The 14,269-nt window shown below is 60.3% G+C and carries 13 protein-coding genes; 7 read left to right on the forward strand and 6 right to left on the reverse strand.

Going from position 1 to position 14,269, the window contains the following annotated elements; all coding sequences use genetic code 11:
* Positions 1-311: 311 nt before the first annotated feature.
* The 3 genes from AK81_RS19355 to AK81_RS19365 all read right to left on the reverse strand — a co-directional run bounded on the left by AK81_RS19355 (position 312) and on the right by AK81_RS19365 (position 3,286).
* Entirely contained in the window at positions 312-1,091 is a 780-nt protein-coding gene (locus AK81_RS19355) for a MetQ/NlpA family ABC transporter substrate-binding protein (protein ID WP_043201515.1), read from the reverse strand.
* Entirely contained in the window at positions 1,088-2,263 is a 1,176-nt protein-coding gene (solA, locus tag AK81_RS19360) for an N-methyl-L-tryptophan oxidase (RefSeq protein WP_043201516.1), read from the reverse strand. Before solA ends, AK81_RS19355 begins: the two co-directional genes overlap by 4 nt.
* A 147-nt stretch (positions 2,264-2,410) precedes the next feature.
* Entirely contained in the window at positions 2,411-3,286 is an 876-nt protein-coding gene (locus tag AK81_RS19365) for a LysR family transcriptional regulator (protein ID WP_043201518.1), read from the reverse strand.
* 121 nt (positions 3,287-3,407) lie between these two features.
* Between AK81_RS19365 and AK81_RS19370 the strand changes: the two genes are divergently transcribed.
* The 3 genes from AK81_RS19370 (at position 3,408) to AK81_RS19380 (ending at position 5,694) form a co-directional block, all read left to right on the forward strand.
* A complete protein-coding gene (locus tag AK81_RS19370; RefSeq protein ID WP_043201520.1) occupies positions 3,408-4,514 on the forward strand; it encodes a tRNA-dihydrouridine synthase in 1,107 nt (368 codons plus the stop codon).
* 230 nt (positions 4,515-4,744) lie between these two features.
* On the forward strand, positions 4,745-5,338 hold the full coding sequence (locus AK81_RS19375; protein ID WP_043201522.1) for a GNAT family N-acetyltransferase: 594 nt from the start codon (positions 4,745-4,747) through the stop codon (positions 5,336-5,338).
* The gene (locus AK81_RS19380) at positions 5,335-5,694 is read left to right on the forward strand and encodes a cupin domain-containing protein (protein ID WP_043201523.1); all 360 of its coding nucleotides are present in this window, start codon (positions 5,335-5,337) and stop codon (positions 5,692-5,694) included. The genes AK81_RS19375 and AK81_RS19380 overlap by 4 nt, the downstream gene beginning before the upstream one ends.
* Before the next feature lie 321 nt (positions 5,695-6,015).
* On the opposite strand, the gene AK81_RS19385 is transcribed toward AK81_RS19380, so the two are convergent.
* Positions 6,016-7,149 (reverse strand): aminotransferase class V-fold PLP-dependent enzyme, encoded by a 1,134-nt coding sequence (locus AK81_RS19385; RefSeq protein WP_043201524.1) that lies wholly within the window; start codon positions 7,147-7,149, stop codon positions 6,016-6,018.
* 222 nt (positions 7,150-7,371) lie between these two features.
* Between AK81_RS19385 and AK81_RS19390 the strand changes: the two genes are divergently transcribed.
* Positions 7,372-8,142 (forward strand): response regulator transcription factor, encoded by a 771-nt coding sequence (locus AK81_RS19390; protein WP_043201525.1) that lies wholly within the window; start codon positions 7,372-7,374, stop codon positions 8,140-8,142.
* Here AK81_RS19390 and AK81_RS19395 read toward each other — a convergent pair.
* Positions 8,070-10,028, reverse strand: coding sequence for an ATP-binding response regulator (locus AK81_RS19395; protein WP_043201526.1), 1,959 nt, complete (start codon positions 10,026-10,028; stop codon positions 8,070-8,072). The genes AK81_RS19390 and AK81_RS19395 overlap by 73 nt on opposite strands.
* 351 nt (positions 10,029-10,379) lie before the next feature.
* Between AK81_RS19395 and AK81_RS19400 the strand changes: the two genes are divergently transcribed.
* Complete coding sequence (locus AK81_RS19400) at positions 10,380-10,613, forward strand: hypothetical protein (protein ID WP_043201527.1); 234 nt, start codon at positions 10,380-10,382, stop codon at positions 10,611-10,613.
* Between the two features lie 278 nt (positions 10,614-10,891).
* Here the strand turns inward: AK81_RS19400 and dapA are convergent, their stop codons facing one another.
* Positions 10,892-11,761 carry a 4-hydroxy-tetrahydrodipicolinate synthase gene (dapA, locus tag AK81_RS19405; protein WP_043201528.1) on the reverse strand — a complete coding sequence of 290 codons (870 nt, stop codon included), beginning with the start codon at positions 11,759-11,761 and terminating at the stop codon, positions 10,892-10,894.
* On the opposite strand from dapA, the gene AK81_RS30165 reads away from it, so the two are divergent.
* Together AK81_RS30165 and AK81_RS19415 are read left to right on the forward strand one after the other, a co-directional pair.
* Positions 11,760-12,005: a hypothetical protein gene (locus AK81_RS30165; protein ID WP_162491981.1), complete on the forward strand. Its 246-nt coding sequence runs from the start codon at positions 11,760-11,762 to the stop codon at positions 12,003-12,005. The two genes, dapA and AK81_RS30165, sit on opposite strands and share 2 nt — an antisense overlap.
* Before the next feature lie 210 nt (positions 12,006-12,215).
* Positions 12,216-14,072: an ABC transporter ATP-binding protein gene (locus AK81_RS19415; protein ID WP_043201530.1), complete on the forward strand. Its 1,857-nt coding sequence runs from the start codon at positions 12,216-12,218 to the stop codon at positions 14,070-14,072.
* The last annotated feature ends 197 nt before the right edge of the window (positions 14,073-14,269 follow it).

Consider the following 14,269-nt stretch of genomic DNA (forward strand, 5'->3'; position numbering starts at 1 on the left):
TATTCATCGCTTGGGCGGACGTCAGCTATGGGTCGATAGCGGCCAGTCGTGGACCATCGCTTTCGCCCCAAAGTGCACTGCAAAGCTAAACGGCGGGTAGCCCTGAGAATGGCTACCCAGGATTGAAACTCGCCCAGTCCTTCCCCTCTTCACTTGCCAAGTAAACTCATCCGTCAAGCTGTGACGCAAACAGGATGGGGATCGCGTCGAGGAAATGAAATGTCTCAGGCACCTTCGTGTTCAGGCTTCGCCCACCATCATCTTCTTCTCTGATCGCGAAATTGCCACTTTCGAGTTGGTCGACCAAGCAATCAGAACGCCGGCACCACATCGCCGTGATAACGCTCAAGGATGAACTGCTTGACCTGAGGCGAGTTCAACAATGCCCCAAGCTTCTGCACCGCCGGGTCGCTGGCTTTGTCCCTGCGCACGTACAGGTAGTTGGCGTACGGCGATTCCGAGCTTTCGATGAACAGCGCATCCTTGTGCGGCACCAGCTTGGCTTCCAGCGCGTAGTTGGCATTGATCAGCGCCATGTCCACCTGGCCCAGCACGCGCGGCAGCATGGCCGCTTCAAGCTCCTTGAACTTCAGGTGCTTCGGGTTGCTGGTGATGTCGGCGGCGGTTGCCATGATGTTGCCGGGGTCTTTCAGCGTGATCAGGCCCTGCTTGGCGATCAGCAGCAGTGCGCGCCCGGAGTTGGTGGGGTCGTTGGGAATGGCAACGGTGGCGCCATCTTTCAGCTCGGCGACCGATTTGACCTTGCTCGAGTAAGCACCGAACGGCTCGATGTGAACGGCTACAACCGGTACCTGGTCGCTGCTCGGGCGGTCTTTCTTGTAGGCCTCGTAATACGGCTTGCTCTGGAAGTAGTTGGCATCCAGCCGCCCCTCGTCCACCTGGCGATCCGGCTGGATGTAGTCGGTGAATACCTTCACCTCCAGCTCAACGCCTTGCTTGGCCAACTCCGGTTTGAGAAACTCCAGAATCTCGGCGTGAGGCACAGGCACCACGGCAATCTTGAGCGTTTCGGCCTGTGCAGCACCGAGGGAGGCAGCCAGCAGGGCAAGGGAAAGTGCAATACGCTTCACAGGGTTTTTCCTTCGAATCGTTCAAGGGTGAAAGAGGACAGATCAAGGTCGGTAGTGCCGCGTGTGCACCACTGCGCGAAGGCCTCGCCCAAGGCCGCCGAGTGTTTGAAACCGTGGCCAGAGCAGGCGGACACCACCAGGGTGTGCTTGAGCGTGGGGTGTTGGTCGATGATGAAATGCCGGTCCGGGGTGACGGTGTAGGCGCAAACGGCCGACTTGAGGACCTTGTGTGTGACGCCGGCAATACGGCCCTGCACCTGCTGCTGGTACATCTCGAGTTCTTCCACGGCAGAAACCGTGCGGTCCAGCAGGTCGGGGTGCGAGGCCGTGTGGTACTGGGCCGTGGCGATTTTCAGGCTGCCCTCGCCGGGCTGCGCGGGGAAGCCGTAATTGATTTTGTCGTCCCCCCGCCCATGGGTGAGGATGAACGTGGGCGACGCGCCCTCAAGGCCCGCGCCGTTTTCGAGCTCAAACCAGAACAGCCTTTGCCGGTAGACACTCAGCAACCGGTCGAAGGGCTCACCCAACAACCCGCCGGCCCAGTTGCCGGCGCTGAACACCAACTTGCGGGCCTTCACCGTGCGCAGGTCGGTCGTGACCGTTACGCCCTGTTCATCCGAGCTGATCTGGGTAACCGTTTCGCCTGTGTGCAAGGTCGCGCCGTGCTGCACCGCCAAACGCAACTGCACCTCGATGCAGCGTTCAGGGCGCACGAAACCACCGCCCGGTTCGAAGTAACCGATCGCGTCGTCGCGTACGTTGGCAAATTGCGGGAAGCGCTGGCGGATCTGCTCGGCGCCGAGCACTTCGTGTTCGATCCCGTAGGTCTGGGCCAACCCTATGGTGCGCAGGGTGAAGTCGGTTTTATCGTCGGGGTCGAAGTCGGGGCTGGAAGTGAGTGCGAGCAAGCCGGACTGTTCGAACAACGACTCGCCAGACTGCGCTTCCAGATCGCGCCAGATCTGCTGGGCCCGCTTCACGATAGGCACGTACTGCGCACCCTCCCCCACGGACAGCCGGGTAATGCGCGTATCGCCGTGGCTTGAGCCAAAGGTATGCGGGGGCTGGAAGCGGTCGATGCCCACCACATCGACCCCCGCCTTGGCCAACTGATACGTGGTGGCGGCGCCCATGGCGCCCAGACCGATGACGACTACTTCACAGTGCTCCACGGACAGCGCTCGCTCAAAAAGGCGCTAGTTGAAAACACAGAGTCTGAGGTGACAAAGAATTAAAGGGTATATGGTTATGCCTTAGTGAATTGGACATGCCCGGTTGGCGCGTAACCAATACGTAAACCTTGCCATTGATGTCCGCTCTCAGGCATTCAGCACTGCCTCCAGCTGCAGGAGGAAAACGCTCACTCTGTGTGGTACATGCTGGCGAGTAGGCAATATCGCGGTGATGAAGAGTTGCTCCGGGCTCACATCCTCCAATTCGACCAGACGAAGGGTTCCAGCCGCCAAATCATCAAGGACGTCCCAGTACGTAAGCATCGCCACCCCCAAACCCTGCCTACATGCCGTGCGCACCGCGTCGACACTGTTTGCAGAAAAAACGCCCTCCGCCCGCAAGACAACCGCTTCACCATCACGAATGAACGGCCAGTGAGGCATCCCATGCAAAGCGATGCGGCGGTGGCTCAAGAGTGACTCCATCGTAGTTGGCACCCCATGACGCTCCAGATACATCGGGCTGGCACACAGCACCCTGGGATTCGGTGCGAGAGTGCGTGCAATCAAGGCGGAGTCTGGAAGGGTTGCAATGCGAATCGCGACATCGATTCCGAGCCCGACAATATCTACGATGCTGTCCGACAGCGTCAGATCAACGCGCAGCGCCGGGTGTTCTCCCAGGAGCGCGGGAATCAGCGGCATGATCACGGACTGTCCGAATACGGTGGGCGCAGTGACTTTCAAAACACCGCTGGCAGTACCCGCATAGGATTTCAAGCTGACCCTCGCTCCCTCGCTGGCTTCCAGCAGCGTCGTTGCAAAGGGGAGAAATGTTTCGCCTTCGGCTGTCAACGACACTGCGCGGGTTGTGCGATGAAACAGCCGAACCCCTAGCTCTCCTTCGAGGGCTGCCAGTCTGCGCGACACGGTCATGGGTGCCAGACCGAGACGTCGGGCGGCGGCTGACAGGCTGCCACTCTCAACGATGGCGCTAAATACTTCCACGTCCGGGATCTGCATCATTGCATCCATTTCTGATAAAGCGGCTTATCGTTTTTGCAGGCTTCTAAACACTTCTGGCCAAGTTTACTGTCCTCCACACCGATTATTGAAGCCTTTCGGAAAAGTGAGGACTGACCCCATGATTGACTACAACCAACAGATTTTAACGCCTTATGATATTGGTAATCGCAGTTTGAGGAACCGTCTTGCCGTCGCGCCCATGACGCGTGTCAGTGCTACCGAGGCGGGTCTGGCGACCGCTGAGATTGCGCGTTACTACGAGCGGTTTGCCAAAGGGGGATTTGGTCTGATCATTACAGAAGGGCTGTACACCGATCAGAAGTATGCTCAGGGCTACCCCTTCCAGCCAGGGCTCAGTGATGTCGAACAGGCCAAGGCGTGGCGCGGCGTGACAGATCTGATTCGTGCCCAGAATGGCTCAGTATTCGCTCAGCTCATGCATGCTGGGGCACTGAATCAGGGCAACCGTTTTGAAACTGCTACCGCTGCACCCTCGGTTGTACGGCCGAAAGGAACGCAGATGAAGTTTTATTACGGTGAGGGGCAGTACCCGCTCCCCCAGGCGATGAGTGACGAGGACATCGCTGATGCCATTGCGGGATTTGCACAAGCCGCCGTGCTGGCCACGCATACCGCTGGATTCGACGGTATTGAAATCCACGGAGCAAACGGCTATCTGCTAGACCAGTTTCTAACTGACTACACCAATCAACGAGATGATCGCTGGGGCGGCAATGTAAAGGCACGGCTCGGGCTGACATTGGAAGTCATCAAGGCAGTCAAGGCTGCTGTGGGCACGCTCGCGCCTGTGGGCGTGCGCACCTCGCAAAGCAAGGTGAACGACTATGAACATAAGTGGGCAGAAGGCGAAGCTGCCGCCGAGGTCATCTTCGGCTCGCTGACGGATGCGGGTGTGGATTTTATCCATGTGACGGAGTTTGAGGCATGGAAACCAGCATTCATCGAAGGCAATGCAAGTCTGGTTGAGCTGGCGCGCCGATATGCGCCCCAGATTCCGATCATCGCCAATGGAGGGCTGGATGTACCGCACCACGCGGAGCAAGTCTTACGCGACGGCGCCGATATGATCGCGTTGGGCAAAGCAGCGCTTGCCAACCCGGATCTTCCCCGTCGCCTGGCAACTCACACAGCCCTTACCGAGTTTGACTCCGCGATTCTGGGGCCGATTGCGAACATAAAGGACAGTGAGTTGGCGTTGGCGTGACAGCAGGTCGCCCCGCTTCTCGCCTCACCACCTCCGGCAACTGCACGCTCGATTCCCCAGGCCTGTGCCATTGGACGGCCACGTGCCTTTGAGCATGGGCCAGCGTCGCACACCGTGCTGATGGTGTTCGCCCAGAGCATGATGGGAACCGTTCAACCCGCCTACCCTGCCACCCTGTGAAGCGCGTAATCCTGGAAAAACAACCACCCTATCCCATGTGAGCACTGTTCATGCCTATCGACTTCAGGCCCGCCCAAGCCTCGGACGCGCACGATATTGCGCGCTTCTTTCAACTGACATCGGAGGGCATGGCCGATTACATATGGAGCAAGCTTGCCGCACCTGGAGAAGCGTTGCTGAGTGTCGGTGCGTCTCGCTATGCCAGGGAACAGGGCGACTTTTCCTACAAGAACTGCCTGATGGCCACTTTCGAAGGGCGCGTCATCGGCATGATGCATAGCTATGCCTTGCGCGAAGCCCCTGACAGGCCTGTCGAGACAGACCCGGTGCTCGCGCCTTATTCGGACATGGAAGTACCTGACACCTTGTACATATCCAGCCTGGCCCTGGATGAGGCCTGGCGCAGCCAGGGGCTGGGCGTGCAGTTTCTTCGCCACGCCCAGCAGCGCGCCGAGGACGCTGGCCTGGCTGGGCTATGCCTGATCGATTATGCAGAAAACCACGGTGCACGCCGCTTCTACGAACGTCACGGTTTTCACATTGTTAAAACCTGCCAGATCGTTGCGCACCCGATGCTGGGCGTAACCGGTGAAGCCTATTTGATGTATCGCCCTACCCACAACGTGCTCGAGAAAAAACCATGAACAACAAACTGACCGTGTTCCGCGAGCTGGATATCCAACCGGTGCGCGACCTTCCCTTTTTTGAAGAGGTCCTGGAAGGCACCCCTCATACGCTGACGTCCAAGTACTATCACGATGAACAGCAAGGCCGCATTTCCGGAGAATGGGAAGCCAGCACCGGAGCGTGGCGCATCGACTACAAAGTGTGGGAGTTCTGCCATGTCCTGAGTGGACGCTGCGTAATCGAACTTGAGGGCAGCGCCCCCGTCACACTGGCCGCTGGCGACACGTTCATTATCGAACCGGGCGCCAAGGGCAAATGGACCGTGCTGGAGGACATGAGAAAGAACTTCGTGATCCTCTTGCCCGCGAACTAGGTACGGGCCGCATTTCATCGAGCGCAGCTCAGATCACTGTGGGAGCAACTGTCTTGATCAAAATCTAAAAGTTTGCGCGATCACTGTGGGAGCGGGCTTGCCCGCGAACACGGGCGAAGCCCGTGCCATCCAACGCGTCGCCAGCTTCGCGGGCAAGCCCGCTCCCACAATGACCATTGTTCACTGCGTGACAGCGCGGCCCAAGGGACCGGGTAATCTCCTACCTATATGATTGCCTGGCTGGGTCATTAGCAGCCGCTCACGATCGGCCATCAACGCCCCATAGCAGACAGCCATAGCCGTGCTGCAAAAAAGCAGGGCTCAGCTCACCATCACTTCGTCCAGTGCCTGTTCAAGGGTGCTGACCGTGCGCTCGATATTGTGCAGTTTCTCAAGCCCGAACAGGCCGATACGGAAGGTCTGGAAGTCGGCCGGTTCGTCACATTGCAACGGCACTCCGGCCGCTATCTGCAGGCCGTGTGCTGCAAATTTCTTACCGTTCTTGATGTCGGCATCATCGGTATAGCTCACCACTACGCCCGGGGCCTGAAAGCCGGCTGCGGCCACGCTTTTGATGCCTTTGCCGGTCAACAGGGCGCGTACCCGATCGCCTAGCGCCTGCTGTTCACCGCGGACCTTGTCGAAACCGTAGGCTTGCATCTCATTCATCACGTCGTTGAACCGCGCGAGCGAATCGCTGGGCATGGTCGCATGGTAGGCATGCCCGCCCTGTTCGTATGCCTGCATGATCTGCAGCCACTTTTTCAGGTCGCAGGCAAAGCTGCTGCTCTGCGTCTGCTCGATGCGCTCGAGGGCCAAGGCACTGAGCATCACCAGTGCGCAGCACGGGGAGGCGCTCCAACCTTTTTGCGGTGCGCTGATCAGCAGGTCGACTGCGCACTTGTGCATATCAACCCACAGCGTGCCGGAGGCGATGCAGTCCAGCACGAACAGGCCCCCCACTGCATGCACGGCGTCGCCAATGGCCCGCAAGTAAGCGTCGGGCAGGATGATCCCGGATGAGGTTTCAACGTGGGGGGCGAAGACAATCTGCGGCTTGTGCGCCTCAATGGCCGCCAGCACTTCGTCCAGAGGCGGGGGCGCGTAGGCTGCCTGGCGCCCCGTGTCGACCGGCCGGGCTTTCAGCACCGTGGTAGCCGCGGGGATGTTGCCCATCTCAAGGATCTGGCTCCAGCGATAACTGAACCAACCGTTGCGGATCACCAGGCACTGCTGGCCGGTGGCGAACTGCCGCGCTACCGATTCCATGCCGAATGTGCCGCTGCCCGGCACGACTGCAACCGCCTGGGCGTTATAGACCTGTTTCAGGGTGCTGGAAATGTTCTTCATCACCCCTTGAAACGTCTTCGACATGTGATTGAGCGAGCGGTCGGTGTAGACCACCGAGTACTCGACCAGCCCCTCAGGATCAATACTTGGATATAGCTTTGACATGCGGTGATTCCTTTGGCAGAGATGTCATTGGTATGGACCCTCTCCTGTGCCTTGGCAAATGAGAAGATTGATCGGGACTGTTTGCAGGTAGCGTAGAGCCTCTACGCCGCAGCCCTCCAGCCGCTAATACCCCGACACACTGTACCCACTACAGCCGTAGTAGGTACACCCGCCCCTTTCTCGGCAATACTGCAAGCACATCCCCCCGCCAGGAGCCGGCTGATGCGTATTCTGCTGATAGACGACCATGGCATCCTCAGGGCCGGGGTCAAGAGCCTTATCCAGGCCGTGCATCACGACGCCCAGGTGCTGGAAGCTTCCTGTACCGCAGAGGCCCTGGAACTGGTGCGTAGCCAGGCCTTCGACGTGATCTTCCTGGACCTGTGCATCCCCACCTCGGCCACCAGCAACGACCTTACGCCCGACAACGGCCTGAGCCTGCTGTCGCTGTTCAAGTCCGGCCGCGAGGCGCCGGCCGACCCCGACCCTGCCAAATGCGTGACGGCGCCTGTGATCGTGATGTCGGCGGAGTCGGAGCGTCGCTTCGTCGACGAGGTGATGCGCCGCGGTGCTTCTTCCTTCGTGCCCAAGGCCAGTGCCCACGAAGTGATGCTTGAGGCCATCAAGCGAGCGCTCAGCGGCGGGGTCTACCTGCCCAGCGAGGCGATTGGCAAAGGTGGCCAAGCACCCTCCTCTTCCTTCCACGAGCAACCCGCGACACCGCTCGGCCCCAAGGACCTGGGCGTGACACCGCGCGAGTTCGACATTCTGCGCCTGGCGCTGCAAGGCAATGCGCCGTGGAAGATCGCGGCGATTCTGGAGATCAACCCGGTCAACGTGCGCCAGTACCTGAGCAAGCTCTACGGCAAGTTCGGGGTCATCGACCTGTACGGCCTGCAAGGCCTGTTCGCCAAGACCGGTCAGGTGCTGGGGGTGCTGTCTTCACCGGCCTCGCCAGCGTTGGCCAGCCGACCGCGGGACAAGAGCTGCTGAATGGCAGCCATCAAGGTGGCCGCGCTTTCACCTTTACCGACGGCCCGTGACAGGCTGTCGTCATGCAGCGGTTGGCGCAACAGCTCGGCGGTGTAGAGGATCGCTGGCACGTGGGCCCAGTCGTAGAACGCCCGCACCTGCTCGATCAGCGCCACGCCGACCAGGCCGTCACCCAGTTTGTAGTCGCAGATGAGCAGGTCCGGGTAGCGATCCGGCGCCCGCGCCAACGCTTCCTGCAAGGTATCCCGGTCCTCGGCCGTGGCGACGATGGCGCCCTGCAGGCTCAGCGACTTCGACAAACTGTCGAGGATGCGCTTGTCGTCATCGACCAGCAGGACATAGGCGCCGGCGATGTCCAGGCATGTGTCATTGACCTGCGGCGCCGGCACACTGGCGCCCGTAGTCAGTGCTTCCCCTTGGAACAAAGGGCAGTCGACCGAAAAGCGGCTGCCGTACCCAGGGCGGCTGCTGAAGCTCAGCCGATGGCCCGGCAAGCGATCGATGAAGTTCTTCACGATCGACAGCCCCAACCCCAAGCCGCGCCGGGTGTCATGGCTGGGGTTGTCGACCTGGAAGAACTCCTCAAAGACCTTGCCCTTGAACGCGTCTGGTATGCCGATGCCGGTATCGACCACATCGATGCGCACGGTGGTCCTGCCCGCCACGCTGCCGACCACGACGCCGCCCCGCTCGGTGTACTTGACGGCATTCGAGATCAGGTTGCCCAGCACACGCTTGAAAATCGCCCGGTCTGAATTGAGCACGGCATCCTGCCGGCGCTGCAGTAACTTCAGGCGCAGGCCTTTGGCTTGCGCCAACGGCTGGTGCAGCGATTCGAGCTCGGTCATCAGCGCGTTCAGGGAGAACGGCTCGATGGCCGGTTGCGACTCGCCACTGGTAAACACTTCGCGCAGGCCGGTGAACAGGGCGCTGATTTCCCGCCCGGATACTTCGATATCGTGGAAGACCTCCTGCAGGCGTTCATGCTGGCCCTGCTCAACCATGCGCTCGCCAACGTACGCCAGGGAGGCAATCGAGGCCAAGGGTTGCATGGTGTCGTGGTAAGCCGCGCGGACGAAGCGTGTGCTGGCTTCGGCCTTTTCGCGGATTTCCACGGCTTTTTTCGCCTCTTGGTCAAACAACGCCTTCAGCGCATCGTCCGCTTTCAGTTTCTCGCGGCGGACGCGGAAGTTGGCCTGCTCCAGGCTTTCGTTCTTTCTGTTCAACGCAAGGGATTTAAGGTAGCCCTCCCGCGCAACTTTCTCGGCGCGCACGCTGATGGTCCAGCCCACCAGGGCAAATGCCAGCAAATAAAACATGGCGGGAAAAAAGTTAGTATCCAAAACACCCGTCGTTATTTCCTGCACACAGAGCAGCAGCACGCAATAGCCGGTACTGAACAACGAATAGCGCGCCAGCAGCGCCAAGGTGCCGTGCTGAAAGAAGATAACCAGAACAATGCCGACAAAATAGTAATTGTAATTCAACGGCGCCGGGACAATCTGCATCATTGCCACCAGGCAGGTCTGGGCGAAGCACACCGCAATCATCACGGTTCTGTTCACCCAACGTTCGTTGTCAAAGCGCGAGGTGAATGACACCCAGGCGGCTGCGGCTACTGCCAGGGTGCCCGCCAGCCGCCACACCAGGATCCAGTAGAAGTCCAGGCGCGAAAGCGCCTGTTCATGACGCATGTAGTGATAATAATCCCAATAGCCAAAACCGGCCCATACGGCGATGGCCACAAACATGAACAAGCGTCGCCTGCGAAGGTTTTCTGCAGCCTGGGTTTCGAGAAAACCCTGTTCGTCCTGCGCATTGGCGAAGGGTTGCGGCAGGCCGAAAAGTTCAACGGCGGCCTCTTTGATTTCCTGCCATCTGGTCATGTTGGCCACTCACGCTGTTGATACTACAGCTGTTGCACCACAACTGTTGCACCACCCAAGTTGCACTACCGCCGTTGTATTTTCCGAACATTGCTTCGGTGAGAAGCTGAACCCATCGAAACACTTCAACTTCGAAACAACGGGAGCAGGCATCATGAACACCAACGCTGAAAGTAAAGCACCTGCTGGCAAACCCGCCATCGAAGCCGGCATTCGCGCAACCTGGTGTGCTGCGCGCTGCCGCTGAAACCGAACTGGCATGGCCCACTGCGCCCAAGTGGCCAGACCGTTGCCCAGGCAAGCGGGCGATAAACCTACGCAGGCACGCCTGCAAGGAAACCGAGGTGCATCATGAAACTGATAAAAACCATCGCGATTGGCAGTGTGCTGTTTGGCCTGGCCGGCGCCGTGCATGCGGAAGACGGCTCCCAGCGGGCTGAACAGTTCAAGCAGAACTTCCTGGCCGAGCAGGCGCGCCTGTGGGGCAATGACGCAGCCGAGCAGAAACAGCAGATCGCCCAGGTGCAAGCTAAACAACAGCAGCAAGAGGGCCACGCACAAACGGCGGTAAGCAAGGACTTCTAATAGTAAAAACCACCCACGAAAAAGCCAGGCTGATGCCTGGCTTTTTCGTGCTGTCGGGCCGGGGGGGCGACTCGGAGGTTGCTCTATAGAACAACACATAGCTATCTGACCAAGCAGCGCCCCTGTGGGAGCGGGCGCGCCCGCGAACACCGGCGCAGCCGGTGCCATGCAGCGCGTCGTATTCTTCGCGGGCACGCCCGCTCCCACAGGGTAACGCGACGCTTGCCGAAACCTTGCTCTCTGCGGGACATCGCAGCCCCATCGTGCTGGATGATCTCCTACAGGGCACCGGGTAGCGCCAGCACCGCCAGCAGTTTGTCTCTGGTGGGTTGAGTGCAAGCCTGCATCGGCTCGCGCAGCTCGTCGCTCATCAACCCCTGCAACTGCAATGCGGCCTTGACCACGGCCGGGTTGGGCTCGGCGAAGGCCATTTTGATCCACGGCAGCAACTGGTAGAACGTGGTACGCGCAGCCGCCCAGTCGCCGCTATCGACCTGCCGCAGCATGCGCACGTAACGCTCGGCATGCACATGCGCCGAAGCCGAAATGGCCCCTGCACCGCCCAGGCACAGGTTGTTGAATATCTGCAGGTCTTCACCGGCCAGCACCTGGGCGTGGCCGTCCTGGATCAGGGCCATGGTGGTTTCGCTGTCGCCACCGCAGTCCTTGACTGCCGCGATGCGCGGGTGGCGCACAATCCGGCGCAAGGTTTCGCGCTCGATGCGCACGCCGGTGCGGTATGGGATGTCGTACACGATCACTGGCACGCTGGCGGCATCGGCTACGGTGTTGAAAAAGGCTTCGATGCCGGCCTGCGATGGGCGGATGTAGCAAGGCGCCGGCACCAGAAGCCCACCAATGTCCCGCTTCTGGATTTCAGCCTGGAACGCCAACAGTTCGCGCAGGTTGTAACCCGACAGGCCCATCACCACCTGGCCTGGCGCCACCCAGGCCAGCACGGCATCCAGCACGGCCAGTTGCTCGGCCTTGGACAGTGCTGCCGCCTCACCCGTGGTACCGCACACCACAAAACCGGCCACGCCGTCTTCGAGCAGCTTCTTCACCAGCTTTTCCAGGGCGGCGAAGTCGACTTCATTGGCGCGCATGGGTGTGACGAGGGCGATCCAGATACCACGGAAATTCGACATGCAAAAACTCCTGATGTTGACCGAAAGTCAGCGTCAGCGGGTGAAGAGTCGAAGTGGTCTGGCAGGGATACCTGGCGCCTTCTGTCTCGTCAGCCCATCTGACGAGACAGCGCGCCTCGGTCAGATGAGCGGCTGTTTCTTGGATTTCTTGGCAACGGCAACGCACGCGCCTGCCTGGGCAATGAAGCCCGAAGCGGTAATGGCGTGGTTGGATGTGGACATCATGAAAAAGCCCGTTGCGTAGGTATGGCTGGATAATGGTGCGGCGGCGTGCCCAGTGTCAACCTTCTGTAGCGCAGGGGGCGTGTAACCACGGCGATTGCTATCAACGCCACTCGCTGTAGGGTTCGAGCGGCGTAAGCGCCGCTGCCCAAAGGGTGCGTTCTTACAGGCGAATGTCTCGATGTGCGGTAAGGTTACCTGTCAGGCCGATGCTGATTTTCCGGAGACACGCATGCTTCGCATTTTTGAACGCTGGTTAGACCCCTTCCCCCCTGACGAAGTACCGCCGCCACCGGTTGGCCTGCTGCGCTTCATGTGGGCCTGCACCCGGGGTGCTCGCGGCTACATTCTTGCCCTGGCACTGCTCAGTGCCGGGGTGTCGATTTACGAAGCCTGGCTGTTTGCCTTCCTCGGCCAGGTGGTCGACCTGCTCTCGGCCTGGCAGGCCGGTGGCGCCGCTGCCAGCACACAGGAAAGCCACGTACTGTGGGGGATAGGCATCGTCCTGGTTACCAGCATCGGGCTGGTGGCGCTGCGCACCCTGGTGCAGCACCAGGTGCTGGCCATCAACTTGCCGCTGCGTCTGCGCTGGGACTTCCATCGCCTGATGCTGCGCCAGAGCCTGTCGTTCTTCTCCGACGAGTTCTCTGGCCGGGTTACGACCAAGGTCATGCAGACAGCGCTGGCAGTGCGCGAGGTCTTGTTCACGCTCATCGAAATCCTGCCTGGCATCGGCGTGTACTTCATTGCAATCATCGCCCTGGCCGGTGGCTTTGCCCTGAAACTGATGCTGCCGTTCATTGCGTGGCTCGTGCTGTTCGGGCTGGCCATGCTGTATTTCGTGCCGCGCCTGGGCAAGGTCGGGCAAGAACAGGCCAACGCACGCTCGTCGATGACCGGGCGGATTTCCGACGCCTACACCAACATCACCACGGTGAAGCTGTTCTCGCACTCAAAACGCGAAGCGCATTTCGCCCGTGCGGCCATGGAGGATTTCAAGCAGACCGGCTTTCGCCAGATGCGCCTGGTCAGCCAGTTCGAGATCGTCAACCAGGCGCTGGTGGTGGGTTTGATCTTTGGCGCCGGCGGCTACGCGCTTTGGCTGTGGCACCAGGGCCAGGTCGGCACCGGGGCGGTCGCGGCCATTACCGCCATGGCCCTGCGCATCAACGGTATGTCGCACTGGATCATGTGGCAAATGACTTCGCTGTTCGAGAACATCGGCACCGTGCAGGACGGCATGGCCACCCTCACCCGCGGCCCCAAGGTACAGGATGCGCCGGGTGCCACTGAGCTGGTAACCCGTGGCGGCGCGGTAAGCTTCGACAAGGTCAGCTTCAACTACAACGGCGAGCGCCAGGTGCTCAACGACCTGAGCCTGCATATTCGCCCAGGCGAAAAGGTCGGGCTGGTTGGTCGTTCCGGCGCCGGCAAGTCCACCTTGATTAACCTGCTACTGCGCTTCTACGACGTGGACAGCGGCGAAATCCGCATCGATGGGCAGAACGTCGCCAAGGTCACGCAAGACAGCCTGCGCAGCGCCATCGGCATGGTCACCCAGGATACCTCGCTGTTGCACCGCTCGATTCGTGACAACATCGCCTATGGGCGCCCAGACGCAACCGACGCACAAATCCGCGCCGCTGCTGCCAATGCCCAGGCCGATGGTTTCATCAGCCAGCTCAGCGACCGCCAGGGCCACAACGGTTACGACACTTTGGTGGGCGAGCGCGGTATCAAGCTGTCCGGTGGCCAGCGCCAGCGCATCGCCATTGCCCGGGTAATGCTGAAGAACGCACCGATCCTGCTGCTGGACGAAGCCACCAGTGCGCTGGACTCGGAAGTGGAAGTGGCGATACAGGAAAGCCTGGACGAAATGATGCAGGGCAAGACCGTCATCGCCATCGCCCACCGGCTGTCGACGATTGCCGCCATGGACCGGCTGATCGTGATGGATGAAGGGCGCATCATCGAGCAAGGTACCCACGCCGAGCTGCTGGCGAAGAACGGTACCTATGCCCGGCTGTGGCAGCACCAGAGTGGTGGGTTTCTGGGTGAAGACCAGGGCGTGGCCGAGGCGGTTGAATAAGCTCACCTGAAGCTGACGCGGACATTGTGCAAGCAGGCGACGCGGTGGATGGCACCGGCTTCGCCCGTGTTCGCGGCGGTTCGACGCCTCGACACGCCCGCTCCCACAGTGATCGCGTGAACTTTCAAAGTGTGAGCAAAGACAGTTGGTCCCACAGGTACTGCATAAGCCTGAAGCCTGCGCGGTCCCTGTGGGAG

The organism is Pseudomonas putida W15Oct28 (assembly GCF_000708715.2).
Classification (GTDB): domain Bacteria; phylum Pseudomonadota; class Gammaproteobacteria; order Pseudomonadales; family Pseudomonadaceae; genus Aquipseudomonas; species Aquipseudomonas putida_R.